14 protein-coding genes are annotated in these 18,582 nt (G+C 70.4%); 5 read left to right on the forward strand and 9 right to left on the reverse strand.

Features of this window, described 5'->3' with window-relative positions; all coding sequences use genetic code 11:
* Nucleotides 1–40 precede the first annotated feature (40 nt).
* From ACZ5Y9_RS06165 to ACZ5Y9_RS06175, 3 genes are all read right to left on the reverse strand, one after another.
* The gene (locus ACZ5Y9_RS06165; RefSeq protein ID WP_247623123.1) at nt 41–1,348 is read right to left on the reverse strand and encodes an ABC transporter substrate-binding protein; all 1,308 of its coding nucleotides are present in this window, start codon (nt 1,346–1,348) and stop codon (nt 41–43) included.
* 130 nt (nt 1,349–1,478) lie between these two features.
* Nucleotides 1,479–2,492, reverse strand: coding sequence for a LacI family DNA-binding transcriptional regulator (locus ACZ5Y9_RS06170; protein WP_247623122.1), 1,014 nt, complete (start codon nt 2,490–2,492; stop codon nt 1,479–1,481).
* 201 nt (nt 2,493–2,693) lie between these two features.
* The gene (locus ACZ5Y9_RS06175; protein WP_247623121.1) at nt 2,694–3,152 is read right to left on the reverse strand and encodes a GNAT family N-acetyltransferase; all 459 of its coding nucleotides are present in this window, start codon (nt 3,150–3,152) and stop codon (nt 2,694–2,696) included.
* Between the two features lie 117 nt (nt 3,153–3,269).
* Here ACZ5Y9_RS06175 and ACZ5Y9_RS06180 point away from each other — a divergent pair, with 117 nt between their 5' ends.
* On the forward strand, nt 3,270–5,489 hold the full coding sequence (locus ACZ5Y9_RS06180; RefSeq protein ID WP_464472554.1) for an NADP-dependent isocitrate dehydrogenase: 2,220 nt from the start codon (nt 3,270–3,272) through the stop codon (nt 5,487–5,489).
* Between the two features lie 99 nt (nt 5,490–5,588).
* Here the strand turns inward: ACZ5Y9_RS06180 and ACZ5Y9_RS06185 are convergent, their stop codons facing one another.
* A complete protein-coding gene (locus tag ACZ5Y9_RS06185) occupies nt 5,589–7,055 on the reverse strand; it encodes a L,D-transpeptidase family protein (protein ID WP_464472555.1) in 1,467 nt (488 codons plus the stop codon).
* A 90-nt stretch (nt 7,056–7,145) separates the two neighbouring features.
* Nucleotides 7,146–7,550 carry a RidA family protein gene (locus ACZ5Y9_RS06190; RefSeq protein WP_247623118.1) on the reverse strand — a complete coding sequence of 135 codons (405 nt, stop codon included), beginning with the start codon at nt 7,548–7,550 and terminating at the stop codon, nt 7,146–7,148.
* Between the two features lie 25 nt (nt 7,551–7,575).
* On the opposite strand from ACZ5Y9_RS06190, the gene ACZ5Y9_RS06195 reads away from it, so the two are divergent.
* The 4 genes from ACZ5Y9_RS06195 (at nt 7,576) to ACZ5Y9_RS06210 (ending at nt 13,949) form a co-directional block, all read left to right on the forward strand.
* On the forward strand, nt 7,576–10,914 hold the full coding sequence (locus ACZ5Y9_RS06195) for a family 20 glycosylhydrolase (protein WP_464472556.1): 3,339 nt from the start codon (nt 7,576–7,578) through the stop codon (nt 10,912–10,914).
* Between the two features lie 74 nt (nt 10,915–10,988).
* Entirely contained in the window at nt 10,989–12,176 is a 1,188-nt protein-coding gene (locus ACZ5Y9_RS06200) for an ROK family transcriptional regulator (protein WP_464472557.1), read from the forward strand.
* 74 nt (nt 12,177–12,250) lie between these two features.
* Nucleotides 12,251–13,177 (forward strand): ROK family protein, encoded by a 927-nt coding sequence (locus ACZ5Y9_RS06205; RefSeq protein WP_247633993.1) that lies wholly within the window; start codon nt 12,251–12,253, stop codon nt 13,175–13,177.
* On the forward strand, nt 13,170–13,949 hold the full coding sequence (locus tag ACZ5Y9_RS06210) for a glucosamine-6-phosphate deaminase (RefSeq protein WP_464472558.1): 780 nt from the start codon (nt 13,170–13,172) through the stop codon (nt 13,947–13,949). The genes ACZ5Y9_RS06205 and ACZ5Y9_RS06210 overlap by 8 nt, the downstream gene beginning before the upstream one ends.
* A gap of 68 nt (nt 13,950–14,017) precedes the next feature.
* Here the strand turns inward: ACZ5Y9_RS06210 and ACZ5Y9_RS06215 are convergent, their stop codons facing one another.
* Genes ACZ5Y9_RS06215 through ACZ5Y9_RS06230 form a run of 4 tightly spaced genes read right to left on the reverse strand, consistent with a single transcriptional unit; the run spans nt 14,018 to nt 18,244 of the window.
* A complete protein-coding gene (locus tag ACZ5Y9_RS06215) occupies nt 14,018–14,422 on the reverse strand; it encodes an NUDIX hydrolase (protein WP_464472559.1) in 405 nt (134 codons plus the stop codon).
* Nucleotides 14,415–15,779: an FAD-binding oxidoreductase gene (locus ACZ5Y9_RS06220; RefSeq protein WP_464472560.1), complete on the reverse strand. Its 1,365-nt coding sequence runs from the start codon at nt 15,777–15,779 to the stop codon at nt 14,415–14,417. The genes ACZ5Y9_RS06215 and ACZ5Y9_RS06220 overlap by 8 nt, the downstream gene beginning before the upstream one ends.
* Nucleotides 15,776–16,147, reverse strand: a complete 372-nt coding sequence (locus ACZ5Y9_RS06225; RefSeq protein ID WP_247632700.1) for a YrdB family protein — start codon at nt 16,145–16,147, stop codon at nt 15,776–15,778. Before ACZ5Y9_RS06225 ends, ACZ5Y9_RS06220 begins: the two co-directional genes overlap by 4 nt.
* 9 nt (nt 16,148–16,156) lie before the next feature.
* Entirely contained in the window at nt 16,157–18,244 is a 2,088-nt protein-coding gene (locus tag ACZ5Y9_RS06230) for a sigma-70 family RNA polymerase sigma factor (RefSeq protein WP_464472561.1), read from the reverse strand.
* Between the last annotated feature and the right edge of the window lie 338 nt (nt 18,245–18,582).

Genomic DNA, 18,582 nt, shown 5'->3' on the forward strand with positions numbered 1-18,582 from the left:
GCGGGGGCGGCGCCGGTCGGGCGCCGCCCCCGCGGGCGGATCAACGGAATTCGGCGGTGCCCTCGTCGTACTGCTCGCCGAGGTTCGCGTTCGTGGTCTCGGCATCCTGCACGCCGGTGACCAGACCCTGCAGCTCCTGCACGATCACGTCGTAGAAGCCGGGTGCGGGCCAGTCCGGGTAGAACGACAGGCCGTCGGCGTCGAGCACGCCGTTGAACGTCTCGATGAGCGCGGCGCTCTTCTCGTCGGTGATGTCGGCGGTGTCGGCGGCGACGGGGAGGCCGCCGTTGTTGCCGATGATCGCTTGGATCTCGGGGCGCATCGTGATGTCGATGAACTCGTACGCGAGCTCCTTGTTGGCGGCGTTCTCGGGAACGACCCAGAGGTTGCCCGAGGAGCCGAGCGAGAGATCGGCGCCCGGGAAGGCGTTCATCGTCCACTCGAAGCCGGTGGCCTCGGCGACGAAGCGGCCGAACCACCACGAGCCCGACACGAAGATCGGCGAGGTGCCGTTGATGAACGAGACACCGGCGTCCTCGGCCTTGACGGAGGAGACGTCGGAGGCGATGTAGCCCTTGTCGACGTACTCCTTCAGGGTCTCGGTCGCGGAGGTGATCTCCGGACCCTGCCAGTCGACCTCTCCGTCGTAGAGCTGGTAGGCGTCGACGAAGCTGCGGTCGCCCTCGAGCAGGGCGAGCTGGTACCAGAGCTGGCCGAGCGGGTACTCGGCGCCGGCCTCGGCCAGCGGGGTGATGCCCTGTGCCACGAAGGCGTCGAGCACGTCGACGAACTCCTCGTAGGTGGTGGGGATCTCGAGTCCCGCTGCGGCGAAGGCATCCTGGTTGTAGTAGACGCCGACGAACTCGCCGTAGTTCGGCACGCCGAACCAGGTGTCGCCGCCCATCACGCCGTCTTCCGAGTACTTGGCCGTGGTCTGCAGCGACGGGGCGAGCTTCTCGTCCCAGCCGTACTCCTCGACGGCGTCGGAGATGTCGGTGATGAGGCCGGTCGAGGCCAGGAAGCCCGCCGTCGCGTTGCCCTTGTTGAATTCCATCAGGTCGGGGGCGGCGTCGGTGTCGAGCACCTGGCTCGCGGTCTTCTGGATCTGCTCGAACGACTTCTCCTCGAACTCGACCGTCGCGCCGGTCTCCTCTTCGAAGATCTTGATCGCTTCGTCCCAGGCCTTGCCCATGGCGCTGTCGGCGCCCTCGTAGTGCCAGAGCTTGAGGGTCTGGCCGTCTCCGCCGTCGTCGGACGATCCGGCGGTGCAGCCGCTCAGCGCGATACCGGTCGCGGTGAGAGCGGCCAGGGCGGTGAGCGTCTTCGTCCTGCGTGTCGTGCGTGCCATCGTCGGCACTCCTTTCTCGGTGGCCCCGGAGGGCCGAACACTGCATCGGTGGGGTGTTCAGTTGTGGCGATCGCGTGATCGTCGAAGCGTTTCGATCTCGGCGATACGGGAGGGAGGTGTGAGGGCGAGGTCAGTCGCGGGGCGGTCGGACGGAACCCGCGCCGTGGTACTCGGGCGCGATGAGGTGGATCTCGGGCGGCACGTTCGTCTCGTCGAGGTGGCGCACGGCGATGTCGACCGCGAGCTCGCACGACTGCTGCGGCACGAGCGGGATGGTGTCGATCGGCGCTGCGAGTACGGAGGTGTCGAAGGATGCCGCGGCCGAGATGACCGAGGCGTCGACGCCGAGCGCGAGGCCGCGTTCGTCCAACACCTCGAGGAGCACGTCGTGCACGTCGCCGACGGCGTGCACGACGAACGCGCGGATGCCGTCATCGAGAGCAGCTTCGGCCGATCGGCGCACGAGAGCGGGGTCGGTGGCAGCGGCCCCGGTCGCGGTCCAGGTCAGGACGACGCCGCGGTCGGCGGCGCGCTCCTCGACCCCGCGGAGGAGTCGGCGGGGGAAGTTCGATTTGCGGTACGAGACCTCGGTCTGGCCGAGGAGGTGCACCGCGGTGTGGCCGGCGTCGGCGAGTCGATCGATCGCGAGGTGGCCGGCGGCCTCGAAGTCGAGGTCGACGCAGGTGAGGTCGCGCTGATCGTCGGGGAGCCCGATGAAGATCGTCGGCGTGCGCACCGAGCGGGCGATGTCGACGCGCTCGTCGTCGGGCGCCACATCGAGCACGAGGATCGCATCCACGAGGTTCGACGCGGCGACGCGGTTCATCCCATCGGAGGTCTGCTCGTCGGTGAGGAGGAGGATGTCGTAGCCGCGGCGGCGGGCGGCGACGGCGGTGGCCAGCACGAACGCCATGTGCGTGGGGGCGTGCGTGTCGGCGCGCAGCGGCTCCGTGAGCGCGAAGATGTGGGTGCGGCGGCCCGCGAGCATCCGGGCGCCGGCATCGGGCTGGTACCCGAGCGTCTGCGCCGCATCCTCGATGCGGCGGCGGGTCTTCTCCGACACGGGACGCTTGCCGCTGAGCGCGTACGACACGGTGCTGATCGAGACACCGGCGGCAGCGGCCACCTCGTGGATCGTCGTCATCGTGACTCCATCGTCGCTCTGGGTGAGATTGTCGAAGCGCTTCGCTCAGGCTTCTTCAGCGATGATAGACACGGTTTGTGGTCGAGCGCAACATATTTCTGTCACGCCGGGGGAGATGCGCGCGGGCACGGTCGCCCGACGCCCCGGCCGAAGGCGACGGGGTCTCGATGGGGGAGGGGATTCGAGACCCCGCCGCCGGCTTCAGGACGCGATGCGGATCGAGGCGATGACCTCGCCGTACTCCGTCTCGCCGACGGGCGTGAAGCCCACGCGCAGGAAGAACGCCTCGGGGCCGTCGTCTCCGGCCTCGTAGATCACATCGACATGGTCGAGACCGCGGGAGCGGGCTTCCTCGAGCAACTTCTCGACGGCGAACCGGCCGACGCCGCGACCCTGGTCGTCGGCGTCGACGTTGATGCGCCACAGCACCGAGCGGAAGTGATCCTCCGGGGCCTCGGGATCGAAGTTGGCGCTCACGAAGCCCACGACGGCATCGCCGTCGAGGACGACCCGCTGCCACGACGTGGCCGGGTTGATGACGGTCGCCGCGATCCCGTACGAGACCGGAGCGAGGAACTGCTCCTGCCCGGGCTTGAGCGACATGTTGTTCACGGCGACGATCGTCGCAGCGGAGAGTTCGACCATGCGCAGTTCGGACATGACCCCAGGCTAACCCCTCGCGCGCACGCGCACACTCGATCGGGTCGAGATTTCTCCCACAGCGTTGCGGGTATCTTGGTATCGAGACAAATCGCCCTTGTGAACGGAGATCATCCGGTGACTGACGACGCCATCATCTACACCTACACCGACGAGGCACCGGCGCTCGCCACCGCCTCGCTCCTGCCGATCATCACGGCCTACACCGGTCAGGCGGGCATCGAGGTCGAGACCAGGGACATCTCGCTCGCCGGCCGCATCCTCGCAGCCTTCCCGCAGAAGCTCACGCCCGAGCAGCAGGTGGGCGACGCGCTCGCCGAGCTCGGCGGCCTCGCCACGCTGCCCGAGGCGAACATCATCAAGCTGCCGAACATCTCGGCATCCATCCCGCAGCTCAAGGCCGCGATCGCCGAGCTGCAGAAGGCGGGATACGACATCCCGGACTTCCCCGACGACCCGACCTCGCTCGACGAGAAGGACGTGCGCGCGCGCTACGACCGCATCAAGGGCTCCGCCGTGAACCCGGTGCTGCGCGAGGGCAACAGCGACCGCCGCGCGCCCCTCGCGGTGAAGAACTACGCCAAGAAGCACCCGCACCGCAACAAGGCCTTCGCCGAGGGGTCGAAGACCCGCGTCGCGACGATGGGCCACGACGACTTCAAGTCCAACGAGAAGTCGTGGGTCGCGGCATCCGACGACGTGCTGAGCATCCGCCACACGGCCGCCGACGGCACCGTCACCGTCCTCAAGGAGGGCCTCAAGGTCCTGCCGCGCGAGATCATCGACGCGACCTTCCTCTCGGCCGCGGCTCTCGACGCCTTCCTCGCCGAGACCCTCGCCCAGGCCAAGGCCGATGACGTGCTCTACTCGGTGCACCTCAAGGCCACGATGATGAAGGTCAGCGACCCGATCATCTTCGGCCACGTCGTGAAGGCCTTCTTCGCCGACGTGTTCGCGACCTACGGCACGCAGCTCGCCGAGGCGGGTCTGCGTCCGAACGACGGTCTCGGCTCGATCCTGTCCGGTCTCGCCGATGTCGCCGACGGAACCGCGATCGCCGCGGCCTTCGACAAGGCCATCGCCGAGGGTCCGCGCCTGTCGTACGTGAACTCCGACAAGGGGATCACCAACCTGCACGTGCCCAGCGACGTGATCGTCGACGCCTCGATGCCCGCCCTCGTGCGCAACGGCGGCAAGCTGTGGGGCCAGGACGGCGGCGAGGACGACACCCTCGCGGTCATCCCCGACTCGTCGTACGCCGGCGTGTACCAGGCCGTCATCGACGACGTGATCGCGAACGGCCCGCTCGACCCCGCCACGATCGGCACCGTGCCGAACGTCGGTCTCATGGCGCAGGCGGCCGAGGAGTACGGCAGCCACGACAAGACCTTCGAGATCCCCGCGGCCGGTGTCGTGCAGATCCTCGACGGCGAGGGCAACGCGCTCATCGAGCACGAGGTCGAGGCCGGAGACATCTGGCGCGCGACGCAGACCAAGCACATCGCGGTCATGGACTGGGTCAAGCTCGCGGTCACCCGCGCTCGCGCGACCGGCGACCCGGCGGTCTTCTGGCTCGATGCGAACCGCTCGCACGACGCCCAGATCATCGCCAAGGTGCACCAGGGTCTCGCGCTGCTCGACACGCACGGCCTGACGCTGACGATCCTCGCCCCCGAGGAGGCCACGCGCTACACGCTCGCGCGCATGCGTCACGGACTCGACACCATCTCGGTGACGGGCAACGTGCTGCGCGACTACCTCACCGACCTGTTCCCGATCCTCGAAGTGGGCACGAGCGCCAAGATGCTCTCGATCGTTCCGCTGCTCGCCGGTGGTGGGCTGTTCGAGACGGGTGCCGGTGGCTCCGCGCCCAAGCACGTGCAGCAGCTCGTCGAGCAGAACTACCTGCGCTGGGACTCGCTCGGCGAGTTCTTCGCGCTGGCGGCCTCGCTCGAGCACTTCGCCGACCGCACGGGCAACGAGAAGGCCCGCGTGCTCGCCGAGACCCTCGACGCCGCGACCGGAACCTTCCTCGAGGAGGACCGTTCCCCGGGTCGCGCGCTCGGCACGATCGACAACCGCGGCAGCCACTTCTACCTCGGCCTGTACTGGGCGCAGGAGCTGGCGAAGCAGACGAAGGATGCCGAGCTCGCTGCGGCCTTCGCGCCCATCGCCGCGGCACTGACCGAGAACGAACAGACCATCGTCGCCGAGCTCAACGCGGTGCAGGGCTCGCCCGTCGAGATCGCGGGGTACTACCGCCCCGACGACGCGCTCGTGACGGCGGTCATGCGTCCGTCGGCCACCCTGAACGGGATCATCGACGCGCTGAACTGATCGCAGACACGACGAAGGGGCGGATGCTTCGGCATCCGCCCCTTCGTCGTATCCGCTCGTGTTCGGGAGTGATCCCGGATCAGACGTGGACCGCGTCGGTCAGTTGTGGACCGAGACCTCGAGGCCGACCGGCGACCAGTCGTAGACGTACTTCGCGAGGTCGATCGGCAGGTTGACGCAGCCGTGGCTCATCCGGTTGCCGTAGTTGTTGTGCCAGTAGGTGCCGTGGAACCCGATGTTGGTCGTGAACCAGGTGATCCACGGGACGTCCTCGGTGCAGTACGGGGCGCCCTCGTAGCAGCCCATGTCCTGCATGCGGGTGTGCGCGAAGACCTTGAACTCGCCCGTCGGTGTGGGGGTGCCGGGAAGGCCCGTCGACACCAGCCAACTGTTGACGACCTGGTCGTTCTCGTAGAGCGTGGCGCGCTGCGTGCTGAGGTTGATGTCGATGTGGCGGTAGAGGTTCACCGACTCGAACGGCACCTCGGAGACCGCGAGCGGGAACACCCCGTCGCCCGCCTCGATCTTGGCGGCGACGTCGTCGGCGATGCCGGTCGTCTCGCCGATCGTGCGTCCGGTGACGCCCTCGGTCTCGGAGCGGAGCACATTGCCGGCCGAGTCGACGATGTTGCTCGCGTTCACGGGTGCGCGGTCGACGATCCCGGGCAGCAGGTCGACGGTCTTCTGGATCTCCGCGGCGTCGGCCGAGACGGCCAGCTGGCCGCCCTCGTCGGTGACGGTGAGCCACGAGGCGACGACGTCGGCCGTGAGCGGCACGGTGCGCTCCTCGCCCACGTAGAACCCGGCGGTGCCGAGCAGGGTGTTCAGCGAGGCGGCGGTGGTCGCGGCGTCGTCGTCGGTGACGGCGGCCGCGGCCTCGGTCGGGTCGCCCGAGAACTCGACGTTCGAGCCGCCGGCGGCGACGGTGTCGATGATCGCGGCTGTGAGGGCGTCGACGTCGATCGCGGTGCCGGCCTCGGCGGGGATCGTGACGTATGTTCCGCTGGCGGCGTCGAAGGTGACGCCCGCATCGGTGGGGTCGACGAAGCTGGAGGGCACGGCGTCGCGCAGGGCGCTGGTGGCCGTCGCAGCGTCGAGCGTGATGTCTCCGGCGATCGGCTCGCCCATCCAGGCGCCGAGGTTCCACATCGGACGCTCGGCGAAGGCCTGGTTGCTGAGCGCTTCGCCGTCGAGGGCGATGCCCAGATCGCTGCCGGTGAGCACCGTGCCGTCGCCTGCTCCGGTGAGAGTGATCTGCGTGTCGGCGAGGTGCGACTCGATCGCGTCGTTCGCCGCTCCGGGCGTCATCCACCCGACGTTGATGCCGGCGACCGTGGTGCCGGGGGCGATGAGGATCATCGAGGCCGCACCGGCGCCGATGGCCACGACGCCGAGGCCGAGGCCGATCCAGAGGCCCAGGCGGCGCTTCTTGGGGGCCGGTTCGTTCGGAGCCCACGCGAGGGGCTGCTCGCCTGTGGGCGGCTCGGACTCCGCCGCGGTCGGCGCTCCGTCGAGCGCTTCTGTCGCAGCCTCGTGAGTCGAGATCACATCCGTCACGAACTTCACCCCCCGGTTATCTAACGTGCCGTCTTTGACAAGAGTACCGGAGAGCATATAACGGGGAGGCAACGGTCGCCCGTGGCCTCCCCGTGAGAATCACTCGACGATCGCGATGCCGTCGATCTCGACGAGCATCTCCTCGCGCGGCAGGCCCGTGAAGACCGTGGTGCGCGAGGGCAGCACACCGCTCGTGGTGTGCGCTTCGACGAATGCGCCGTAGGCGTCGTTCATGATCGGGAAGTCCTCGCGCTTGGTGAGGTACACGCGCAGCATGACGACGTCGTCGAACGTCGCGCCGGAGGCCTCGACGATCGCCTTGACGTTCTCGAGCGTGCGGGTCGTCTGCGCCGCGACGTCACCGGGGTAGAGGTACTCGTTGGTCACGGCGTCGACCGGGCCCTGGCCGGAGACCTGGACGAAGGGGCCCTTGCGCACGCCCTGCGAGAAGGTGTGGGCGGGAGCGGGGGCGGCGTCGGTGGAGATACGGGTCTTCGCAGTCATGAGGCCAGCCTAGTAGCCTTGTTAGATGCCTCAACAAATTGCGGATGCCGTGGACGGAGCCCCCGGAGAGGCCCTGGTGCTCAGCGCCGACAAGGCCGCGCAGGGTCGAGTGCGCGTGTACCGTGGGGCGACCGTGGTCGACGGCACGGGTGCGGATCGCTTCGTCGCCGACGTCGCGGTCGAGGGCGCGCGCGTGGTCGCGGTGGTGCGGGAGGGCGCGGAGTCGCCGACCCTCGTGCTGCCCGAGGGGGCGATCGAGGTCGACGCCCGCGGACTCGTGCTCGCACCGGGGTTCATCGACATGCACGCCCACAGCGACCTCGCGGTGCTCGCCGGCGCCGCGCACGACGCGAAGATCCTGCAGGGGGTCACCACCGAGGTCATCGGCCAGGACGGACTCGGCTACGCGCCGCTCGACGACGCGACCGCACCCGTGATCGCCGCGCAGATCGCCGGCTGGAACGGGCCGACCACCGCGCCGTGGCGAACCGTCGCCGATCTGCTCGACGCGATCGATCGCGCATCCGTCGCGAACGCCGCGATGCTGGTGCCGCAGGGCAACCTGCGGATGATCGTGGTGGGTCACGAGAACCGTCCGGCGACGAGCGACGAGATCGCTCGGATGCGCGCGCTGCTCGCCGACTGCCTCGACGCGGGCGCCTTCGGCATGTCGAGCGGTCTCACCTACACGCCGGGGATGTACGCCGACACCGACGAGCTCGAGGCGCTGTGCCGGGTCGTGGCCGAACGCGGCGGATACTGGGCCCCGCACACGCGCAGCTACGGCGGATCCGCGCTCGATGCCTATCGTGAGGCGCTCGACATCGGCCGGCGCACCGGGTGCCCGATCCACCTCACGCACGCGACCATGAACTTCGCCCCGAACCGCGGGCGCGCACGCGACCTTCTCGAACTCATCGATCAGGCGATCGCCGACGGCGTGGATGCGACGCTCGACACCTATCCCTACCTGCCGGGGGCGACGACGCTCGCTGCGCTCCTTCCGAGTCGGCTCTCCGAGACCGGCTCGCTGCTGCGCACGCTCGCAGACCTCGACGACGCCGGACGCGAGCGCGTGCGGGTCGAGCTCGAGGAGATCGGCTGCGACGGGTTCCACGGGGAGCGGGCGGACTGGACGCAGATCCAGATCTCCGGCACCGCCAACCCGGAGCTGGGCGACCTCGTGGGACGCACCATCGCCGAGATCGCCGCGACCGAGGGTCGTCGCGCGGTCGACGTGGTGCTCGACACGATCATCGCGGATGCCGGAGCCACGGGCATCCTCATGCACATCGGCGACGAGGCCAACGTGCAGGCGATCATGCGCCATCCGCGGCACACGGCGGGGAGCGACGGCATCCTGATCGGTGCGCGACCTCACCCGCGGGGACGCGGCACCTTCGCCCGCTATCTGGGTCACTACGTGCGCGAGCTCGGCATCCTCACGCTCGAGGAGGGCGTGCGGCATCTGTCGGGTACACCCGCGCAGCGCCTCGGCCTCGACCGCGGCGATGCGCCCCGAGGCGTGATCCGCGAGCGGGCGACCGCCGACCTCGTCCTCTTCGACGCACGGACGATCGCCGCGGGGGCCACGTTCGAGTCTCCTCTCCACCCGCCCGTGGGCGTGGTCGAGGTGCTGGTCGGGGGAGTGCCGGTCGTGGCGGACGGCGCGGTCACGGGCGCCACCCCCGGTCGGGCGCTGCGCATGCCGCCGGCGCCCCACCGCGCGACCGTGCCCCGGATCGCCGCGCACATCGACGAGAACACGACGGGGTTCCGGTGGTCCACGCGCACGCCGGTCGTCGGAGCGGACGACCTGGTCGCCGCGATCCGCCGGCTCGGCGGCGGCGAACGAGCGGAGGACCGGGGTGAGGCGGTTCCCGCCATCCGACTCCGCGTCGATGCCGCGCTGGCCGAGGCTCCCGATTCCGAGGGGCGCATCGGCGCCGAGGCCTTCCGCCTGTCGGTCGATGCCGGGGGGATCGAGATCGTCGGCGCGACACCGGCCGGCGTCTTCCGTGGCGCGACCGTGCTGCGTCAGCTGCGCGATCCCGATGCGGAGGCGGAGGCGGACGCCGTGATCCCGGCCGGCGTCTGGCAGGGCTCGCCGGCGTACGGCTGGCGCGGGGCGATGCTCGACGTCGCCCGGCACTTCCGTCCGGCCGACGACGTACGCCGCCTCATCGACCTCCTCGCCGATCACCACCTCACCGTGCTCCACCTGCACCTCACCGATGACCAGGGCTGGCGCTTCGAGGTGCCGGGATATCCCCGTCTGACCGGGATCGGCGCACGGCGCGAGGCCACGCAGCGCGGCCATGGCCCGCTCGCGACCGTGGAGCCGGGCGTGCACGAGGGCTTCTACACGCAGGCCGAGCTGCGCGAACTCGTCGCCTACGCGGCGGAGCGCTTCGTCACGCTGGTGCCGGAGGTCGAGCTGCCCGGTCACATCCAGGCGGCTCTCGCGGCCTACCCCGAACTCGGCAACGTCGACGTGGGCGAGCCGATCACCGGCCCCTGGCAGCGCTTCGGCGTGAACCCGCGCACGCTCGCGCCGACCGAAGCGTCGCTCGCCTTCGGGCGGGCGGCCATCGATGCGCTCTGCGACGTGTTCGACGCGGAGTGGATCGGCATCGGCGGCGACGAGGTGCCGGTCACCGAATGGGCGGAGAGCCCGGCGGCGCAGGCGCGCATGGCCGAGCTCGGTCTCGCCGACCCGCACGACGTGCAGCCCTGGTTCACCGCGCACTTCGCCGCTCACGTGCGCAGCCGCGGTCGCACCGCGCTCGCCTGGGACGAGGTGCTCGAGGGCGATGTTCCCGAGGGAGTACGCATCCTCGCCTGGCGCGGCCCCGTGGCGATGCGCGAAGCGGTGCGCCGCGGCATCCCGGTCATCGCCTGTCCCGACCTCGAGGTGTACCTCGACTATGCGCAGGCGGATTCGGTCGAGGAGCCCATCCGCGTCGGGCCGCCGCTGACCATCGAGCGCAGCTACACGCTGCGGATCGAGGAGGGCGCGGTCGGCGGGCAGGCGAACGTCTGGACAGAGCACCTGCCCACGCGCGACCGTGTGGACTTCGCGATGTTCCCGCGCCTCGCGGCGATCGCCGAGCGGCTCTGGGAGGGTGGGGATCCCGCCCCGTTCGACGACTTCGCGCGCCGGCTCCCCACGCACCTGCGGCGCCTCGCGGCCGCCGGGGTGCGGTACCGTTCCCCTGACGGTCCCTCGCCCGTGCAACGGCGACCCGGCGTGCCGGGCAAACCGATGACGATCGAGGCCCGCGAGCAGATCGTCGCGGGCCTCGTCGCACGCCTCGTCACGGGGGCGAAAACGGCTCCCGACGAGGCCGTCACACAGAAGTAACGTTTCGGTAACCTCGCGGACTCGCTCGGCGAGCGGGGTTGCGTAAATTATGTTCGTAAGGTCTACTAACAAACATGTCCGTGTCGGATGAACAGCGCCCCGCATCGTCGTCGGAGTACGTCGATGCGAATACGCACGCCTTCGGACCCGGCCGCCACCTGCGCTCGCGGTCGAAGGTCCTCCCCGAGCACGCGCGCGGGCACAATCGCGCCCTCGTGCTGCAGACGCTGTACCACGCCGGCGCGATGAGCCGAGCGGACCTCTCGCGCGAAACGGGCCTCACGCGGGTCACCATCTCCGACCTCGTGGCCGAGTTCATCGCCGACGGGATCGTCATCGAGATGGGCCTGCGCGAGACCGCCGGTCCCGGCAAGCCGCCGATCCTCATCGACATCGACCGTGTCGGTCACCAGATCCTCGGGCTCGACCTCTCGGGCCCGCACGCGTTCATCGGAGCCGTGCTCAGCCTCGACGGCGACGTGCTCGAGCGCCGCGAGGTGCCGCGGCCCGAGTCCGCCGACGGCGACGCGGCCTACGCCGCCACGCTCGAGCTCGCACGCTCGCTGGTCGCCGCCTCGACGCGCCCGCTGCTCGGCGTCGGCATCGGCACCCCCGGTGTCGTGCGCCCCGACGGCATCGTGCTGAGCTCGCCGAACCTGGGCTGGACGAGCTTCCCCCTCGAGGCCAAGCTCGGCGCCGACCTCGACCTCCCCGTGCTCGCCCGCAACGACGCCAACGCCGCCGTGCTGGCCGAGTACACCTTCGGCGAGGCAAAGGCAGACTTCATGCTCATCAAGATCGGCCGCGGTGTCGGCGCCGGTCTCATCACCGGCAGCCAGCCGCTGCTCGGCAGCCGCTTCGCCGCCGGTGAGATCGGTCACGTCACGGTCGGCACCGACGGGGGGCCGCGCTGCGCCTGCGGGAAGGACGGATGCTTGGAGGCATGGCTGAGCGAGACGCGCCTGAGCGAGGCTGTCGCCGCCGACCCGTCCGCCCGCGACGAGATCCTCCGCGACGCCGGCACCCGTATGGCGATCGCCATCGCCCCGATCGTCGCCGCCCTCGACCTCTCGGAGGTCGTGCTCTCGGGTCCCGCCGACCTGCTCGACGGCATCCTCATCGACGCGGCCGTCGAGACCCTGCACGCCCGCACGCTGGAAGGCGTGTTCGAGGACGCTCTCATCCGCCTCACCGTGCAGGACGACATCGTCCTCCGCGGAGCCGCGGTGATGGTGCTCTCGGGCCAGCTGGGAGTCTCGTGACCCGTACGACCCCGAGCCCCGGCATCCCGGAGCTCGCGACTCGTCGAGGCGCCGGCGAGTCCGCGGGCGGCGCCGTGCGCGTCGGACTCGACGTCGGCGGCACCAAGATCGATGCCGTCGCGGTCTCGCCGTCGGGCGAGATCATCGGACGCCTGCGGCGCCCCACCGGGTGGGGCGATGACGCCGTGGTCGAGAGCATCGTGCTCGCCGTGCGCGCGCTGGCCGCGGAGAACGCGATCGCGATGGCCGACATCGGCTCGGTGGGCATCGGCATCCCCGGGCTCGTCGACGTCGAGAGCGGGCGGGTCCTGCACGCGGTCAACCTCGGCGTCGAGTCGCTCGACCTCGCCGCGCGCGCCCAGGCCGAGCTCGGCATTCCCTTCCGCGTCGAGAACGACGTCAAAGCCGCAGCGCTCGGCGCCGCCGTGCTGCGCGGAGCGACCGGGTCCATGGCCTACCTCAACCTCGGCACGGGTGTCGCCGCCGGCATCGTGATCGACGGCCGCATCCACCGCGGCTCCCGGGGCACCGCCGGGGAAGTGGGGCACATCTCCGTCGACCCCCGCGGACGCGTGTGCGGGTGCGGGCAGCGCGGCTGCATCGAGACCCTCTGCGGCGGCGGCGCACTCGCCAAGGCCTGGGGCAGGCCCGGCGCGCTCCCGGTCAAGGACATCATCGAGGCGGCCGACGCCGGCGACGCCGACGCGATCCGCCTCCGCGCCGATCTGCACCACGGGGGAGCGGCCGCCGTACGCGTGCTCGTGCTCTCCGCGGATGTCGACACCGTCATCATCGGCGGCGGACTCACCGCTCTCGGCCCGCGCCTGGAGGATGGCATCCGCTCGGCCCTGCAGGCGGATGCCGAGACGTCGCCGTTCATGCGATCGCTCCACCTCGATGAGCGCATCGAGATGCTTCCCGCGGGGTCACCCGCTGCCGCCTTCGGTGCCGCGCTCGTCGGCGCCGCCGTCCCCGAGAAGGAGATCGTCTTCCATGGCTGAGGTCGTCATCGTCGAGAGCAAGGAAGCCGCCGGCTCCCTGGTCGCCACCGAGATCGTCGAGCTGCTCGACGCACGCGCGGATGCCGTGCTGGGTCTCGCGACCGGGTCGACCCCGCTCCCCGTGTACGAGGCGCTGCGCGTGCAGCTCGCCGGTCGCGACCTCTCGCAGGTGCGCGGCTTCGCGCTCGACGAGTACGTGGGCATCGACCCGCACCACCCCGAGAGCTACCGCTCGGTCATCACGCGCGAGGTCGTCGAGCCGCTCGGCCTCGACCCCCGCCGCATCCACGTTCCCAACGGAGCGATGAAGACGATCCAGCACGCCGGCGACGACTACGAGGCCGCGATCGCCGCCGCGGGAGGCGTCGACCTGCAGATCCTCGGGATCGGAACCGACGGTCACATCGGCTTCAACGAGCCCGGCTCGTCGTTCGCCTCGCAGACCCGGGTGAAGACGCTCACGGCACAGACCCGCGAGGACAACGCGCGCTTCTTCGACTCGATCGACGACGTTCCGATGCACTGCATCACGCAGGGACTCGGCACGATCCTGAAGGCACGCCACCTCGTGCTGCTCGCGTTCGGTGAGGGCAAGGCCGAGGCCGTGGCCGCCGCCGTCGAGGGCCCGCTCACGGCGTCGCTGCCGGGCTCGGCGATCCAGCTGCACCCGCACGCGACCGTCGTCGTCGACGAGGCCGCCGCATCGCGTCTCGCGCAGGCGGACTACTACCGCTACACGTTCGCGAACAAGCCGGCCTGGCAGGGCATCTGAGCGCGCTCGGACGAGCAGCGGGCCCGCGTCAGGGCTGAGGCGTCACTCCACGCGGAGCGGGCCACGCCTCACTGAGGAGCGGGCCACGCCAGCGGCAGCAGGTGCTCGACGCTGAGGGGAGCGAGGGGGAGGGCCGACACGTCGTCGGGCGTGATCCAGCGCAGCTCCTCGAGTTCGGCCTGCACGCTCACCTCGCTCGGATCGATCGTCGTGCGGAACGCGTCGGCGATCACCCGGTGGCCCGGTTCGTTCGCGGCTGCCGAGACGAACCGGCCGAGGGGTTCGATCGCGCTCTCGTCGAGCTCGAGTCCGAGTTCCTCGTGCAGTTCGCGCAGCAGCGTCTGCGAGGGCGTCTCGCCGTGCTCGGGTTTGCCGCCGGGCTGCATGAACCGGGTGGTGCCGCGCTTGCGCACGACGAGCACGCGTCCGGCGCCGTCGTCGATGATCGCCGCGCTCACATGGATGTCAGGCATCGGGGGCGAACACCTTTCCCGGGTTGAGGATGCCGAGCGGGTCGAACACCCGCGCGATCTGCCGCTGCAGCTCCCACTGGTCGTCGCCGAGCTCGTCGGCGAGCCAGCGGCGCTTGAGGGTGCCGATCCCGTGTTCGCCGGTCAGCGTGCCCCCGAGGGCGATCGCCGCGCGGAAGAGGTCGTCCGCCGCCTGCCATACCTGCGCGGGCGTCTCGGCACCCGCGAACAGGAAGTTCGGGTGCAGGTTGCCGTCTCCCGCGTGCGCGACGGTGGGGATCGTGAGTCCGTACTGCCGCTCGATGCGCGCGATCTCGTCGAACATCGCCGGCATCGCACTGCGCGGCACCGAGACGTCTTCGATGAGGGCGGTGCCCAGCGATGCCATCGCCTGGTGCATCGACCGGCGGATCGCCAGCAGGCGCTCGCCCTCGACGGGGTCGTGCGTCACGGCGACGGTGCCCTGGTGGACGCGCAGGATCTCGGCGATCGCATCGGCCTCCGCCTCGGAGGCGGGCCCGTCTGTCTGGATCGTGAGCTGCGCGGCACCCGGCGTGGGGGCGGGGAGGTCGAGGACGGTGTGCACGGCGGCGAGGCTCGCGGCGTCCATCAGCTCCATGATCGCGGGCTGCGCGCCCGAGGCCGTGACGGCGGCGGAAGCGCTCGCGGCGCTGCGGACGTCGGGGAACGTCGCGGCGATCGTGCAGACCGTGCCGACGACGCGGCGGCGCAGCTTGAGCGTGGCGCCGACGACGACGCCGAGGGTGCCCTCCGAGCCGATCACGAGCGAGGTGAGGTCGAGACCGGTGACGCCCTTCACGCTGCGGTGGCCGAGATGCAGCAGGCGGCCGTCGGCCAGGACGAGGTCGACCCCCAGCACGGCATCGCGCACCACACCGTACTTGGCGCACAACAGCCCGCCCGCGCCGGTGGCGATGTTGCCCCCGACCGTCGAGATCTCGCGGCTCGCGGGATCGGGCGCCCACCACACGCCGTGCTCGGCGAGGAGACGGTTGAGATCGGCGTTCAGGATGCCGGGTTCGACGACCGCGAGGAGGTCGTCGGGGCGCACTTCGAGCACCGCGGTCATGCGGGCGGTGGAGAGGACGATCTCCCCCTCGCCGGCGTTCGCGGCTCCGGCGAGGCCGGTGCCGGCGCCCCGCACGACGACGGGGGTGCGCGTGGCGGTCGCGATGCGCATCGTCTCCTGCACGTGCGCGACGGTCTCGGCGTGCACGATGGCGAGGGGGCGCCCCTCGGCGGCATGTCCGGAGCGGTCGGCCCTCGCCTCCTCGAGCGCAGCCGCGCGCGTGTCGACGAGATCGCCGAGGGCCGCGGTCAGCTGCGCGAGGACGCTCATCCGAGTGCGCGTCGTCCGCTGATGAGGCCGGTGACGATCGCGACGAGGGCGAAGGCCGATCCGACCAGGGCCTGATCCATCGACCACCAGGCGATCGTGACGCCCACGTAGATGAGCAGCTCGACGGCGGCGCGCAGGAACGGGTGCACGCGCAGCACGGGGCGCGGCGAGAGGAACAGCGCCCAGACGAGGATCACGACGACCGGGGCGCCGATGCCCACCACGATGCTCCAGGGGAGATCCCAGGTGGCGAAGCCCCAGAGCGCGAGAGAGGCGACGGCCACCACCAGCACGACGGCACGGATGACGTCGATGACCGTGATGACGGGGCGCTCGACGCCGGGTACGGGGGTGGGATCCTGGGGCATGGATCCAGTCTATTCGGCGGGAACCGGCTCCTCGTCCGGTACCACGACGACCTCGGGCGTCACCGCGGCGTCGACCCGGGCATCCGTCTCGGCGGGAGCGGTCTCGACTGCGGGCTCGTCCTCGACGGGTGCCGGGGCCGGCTGCTCGACCGGGGCGGGCTGCTCGACCGGGGCGGGCTGCTCGGCGGGAGCGGGCTGCTCGGCGGGAGCGGGCTGCTCGGCGGGAGCGGACTGATCGACGGGCCCTGGTTCTTCAAGCTCCGGGCCGGGAATACCGAGGAGCACGTCCCCCGTCTCGCAGTCGGTGACAACCTCGACGAGGCTGCGCAGGGTGACCGATTCGCTCGCCGGGCCCTGCTTGTCAGCGATGGGATTCCCTTCTGCGTCGATCAACGTGTAACGGACTGCGACGGAGACATTCGTTTGCAGCTGGCTCCAAGACGGGCGGATATCTGCTGTTCCGCGTCCGACGCTGTCGAGGTGTCCGATGTCCGTTCCGCCGGTCTTCGCGTCAAGTAGCGGCTGGACGTGGGATTCGGCTGCGCCCTCGATGCTCAAGAGGAAATGGGTGACAAGGCGGTCGTCCAGGCAGACGTCTGCCGACATGATCTCCGGGTTCCCCTCCGGAAGAACGGCCTCGACGGGCGGCTCTTCTTCTTCCTCGTCCGGAGGCGTCGTCGGAGTGGGGGTAGGAGTGGGCGTAGGCGTAGGCGTAGGTGCAGGGGTGGGAACCGTCCCGGGACCCGAATCGCCGCCGGAGCCCGGAGCCGGATTCGCCGGAGTCGTGACGACGGGGGCCGTGGGGACGTCCGTACCGGTGTCGGCATCCGTCTCGTCGTCGGCCACCGGAGGAACGGTCTCGTCCTTCGGCTTCTCGACGGGCTCGTCGAGCTCGTCATCCACGGGTTCGGTGCTCATCGACGCGTCCGGTCCGACGTCCGAGGAGATCGACGACGAATCGGAGTCGCCGGCACTCGGCAGTGACGTCGACGGGTTCGCCCCGGCCAGGCCGGGGATGATCGTCGCCGCGGCGACGACACCGGCCACCACGAGAGCGGCCGAACCGGCGCCGACGAGGGCGCCCATGCCCGACAGCATCCCGCCGGATGCTCCTGCGGAACCACCGGCAGACCCGCCGGCACCACCGCCGGCCGACCCGCCCGCTCCGCCGGCACCGCCGGCTCCCGCGCCACCGGCGGTCGAGCCCGCCGCGAGGGCGCCGGATCCGCCGTCGCCGGCGACCACGCCGCCGGGCACGCTGGAGGGCATGGCCGCGAGAGCGACGATCGGTGCGCCGCCGCCCTGCAGGGTCGCCAGGTACCCCGCGGCGCCCGTGACGCCGAGCACGAGGGGGAGCAGCACGAGCGCGAGGCGCTTGGAGACGTCCTTCGCCTCGGCGGCCACGATCATGCAGCGGGCGCACTCGTCGAGGTGCGCCTCGATGCGACGGTGGTCACGCGATCCGAGATTGCCGCGCGAGTAGGCGCCGAGGTGCTCGATCGTCCACTGGCACTCCGAGCCCGGGGCCGAGCTGCGCAGGTGCGCCTGGATCCACGCCTCGCGCAGACCCTCGCGCGCGCGGAACGCGAGCTGTGAGACCGCGCCCGACTTCATGCCCAGGAGCGGAGCGACCTCCTGCGGCCGCATCTGCTCGATCTCGGTGTACCAGAGCACTTCCTGCCAGCGCGTGGGGAGACTGCGGAACGCCTGCGCGGTGAGGCTGCGATCGAGGGCGTCGTTCGACGCCTGGTCGGTGCTGTCGGGGTCGGCGACCGCGTCGAGCTCGTCCATCGCGTCTTCGCGGCGCGAGCGACCCCAGGCGGCGGCCGTGTTGCGGATGCTGGTGAAGAGGTAGGCGCGGAACGAGCCGTTGGGTCCGCCGCCCTTGACGATCGCCTGGTAGATGCGGGTGTACGACTCCTGCACGAGGTCGTCGGGATCGATCGACGAGGTGACCGAGCGTGCGACCGCGATCCCCGAGGGGTAGTGACGACGCCAGAGTTCTCCGAACGCCCCCGTGTCACCCGAACGGGTGCGGAGGATGAGGTCTGCGTCGGCGATCGTGTCGTCGATGTGAGGAGTGTTCTCTTCGTGCACTGTGATCCCTCGGTCGTGGGGCACGGGTATGTGCCTTCACAGAGTGAGACGCGCGATGGGCCGGATCATCACGCGAGTTCTCCATTCTCTCTCGGAACTCGCGCGAGGGCCAGCCCTCGCCGGAGTCCGAGGTCGAAAAAGTCTGGAAAAGAAAGGCCCGGTCAGAAGCGAATATTCACGAGTCTCAGAACTTTTCTCAGATTTTTTCTCAGGTTCGCGTAATGAATCGTGCTGCACGTCGTCTCATCTGTAGAGACAGCCACGACGAACTCCACCGGGGGGCGGGGTTCGGGCTCCGATGCAGGGGGTTCACGCATCGGTCGGGCGGGTCGGGAGCC

The organism is Microbacterium sp. T3-8, assembly GCF_055398145.1.

Coding starts and splice junctions, on each gene's coding strand:
- ACZ5Y9_RS06165 (WP_247623123.1), bottom strand. CDS start 1,348: ATGGCACGCACGACACGCAGGACGAAGACGCTCACCGCCCTGGCCGCT.
- ACZ5Y9_RS06170 (WP_247623122.1), bottom strand. CDS start 2,492: ATGACGACGATCCACGAGGTGGCCGCTGCCGCCGGTGTCTCGATCAGC.
- ACZ5Y9_RS06175 (WP_247623121.1), bottom strand. CDS start 3,152: ATGTCCGAACTGCGCATGGTCGAACTCTCCGCTGCGACGATCGTCGCC.
- ACZ5Y9_RS06190 (WP_247623118.1), bottom strand. CDS start 7,550: ATGACTGCGAAGACCCGTATCTCCACCGACGCCGCCCCCGCTCCCGCC.
- ACZ5Y9_RS06195 (WP_464472556.1), top strand. CDS start 7,576: ATGCCTCAACAAATTGCGGATGCCGTGGACGGAGCCCCCGGAGAGGCC.
- ACZ5Y9_RS06200 (WP_464472557.1), top strand. CDS start 10,989: ATGTCCGTGTCGGATGAACAGCGCCCCGCATCGTCGTCGGAGTACGTC.
- ACZ5Y9_RS06210 (WP_464472558.1), top strand. CDS start 13,170: ATGGCTGAGGTCGTCATCGTCGAGAGCAAGGAAGCCGCCGGCTCCCTG.
- ACZ5Y9_RS06215 (WP_464472559.1), bottom strand. CDS start 14,422: ATGCCTGACATCCATGTGAGCGCGGCGATCATCGACGACGGCGCCGGA.
- ACZ5Y9_RS06220 (WP_464472560.1), bottom strand. CDS start 15,779: ATGAGCGTCCTCGCGCAGCTGACCGCGGCCCTCGGCGATCTCGTCGAC.
- ACZ5Y9_RS06225 (WP_247632700.1), bottom strand. CDS start 16,147: ATGCCCCAGGATCCCACCCCCGTACCCGGCGTCGAGCGCCCCGTCATC.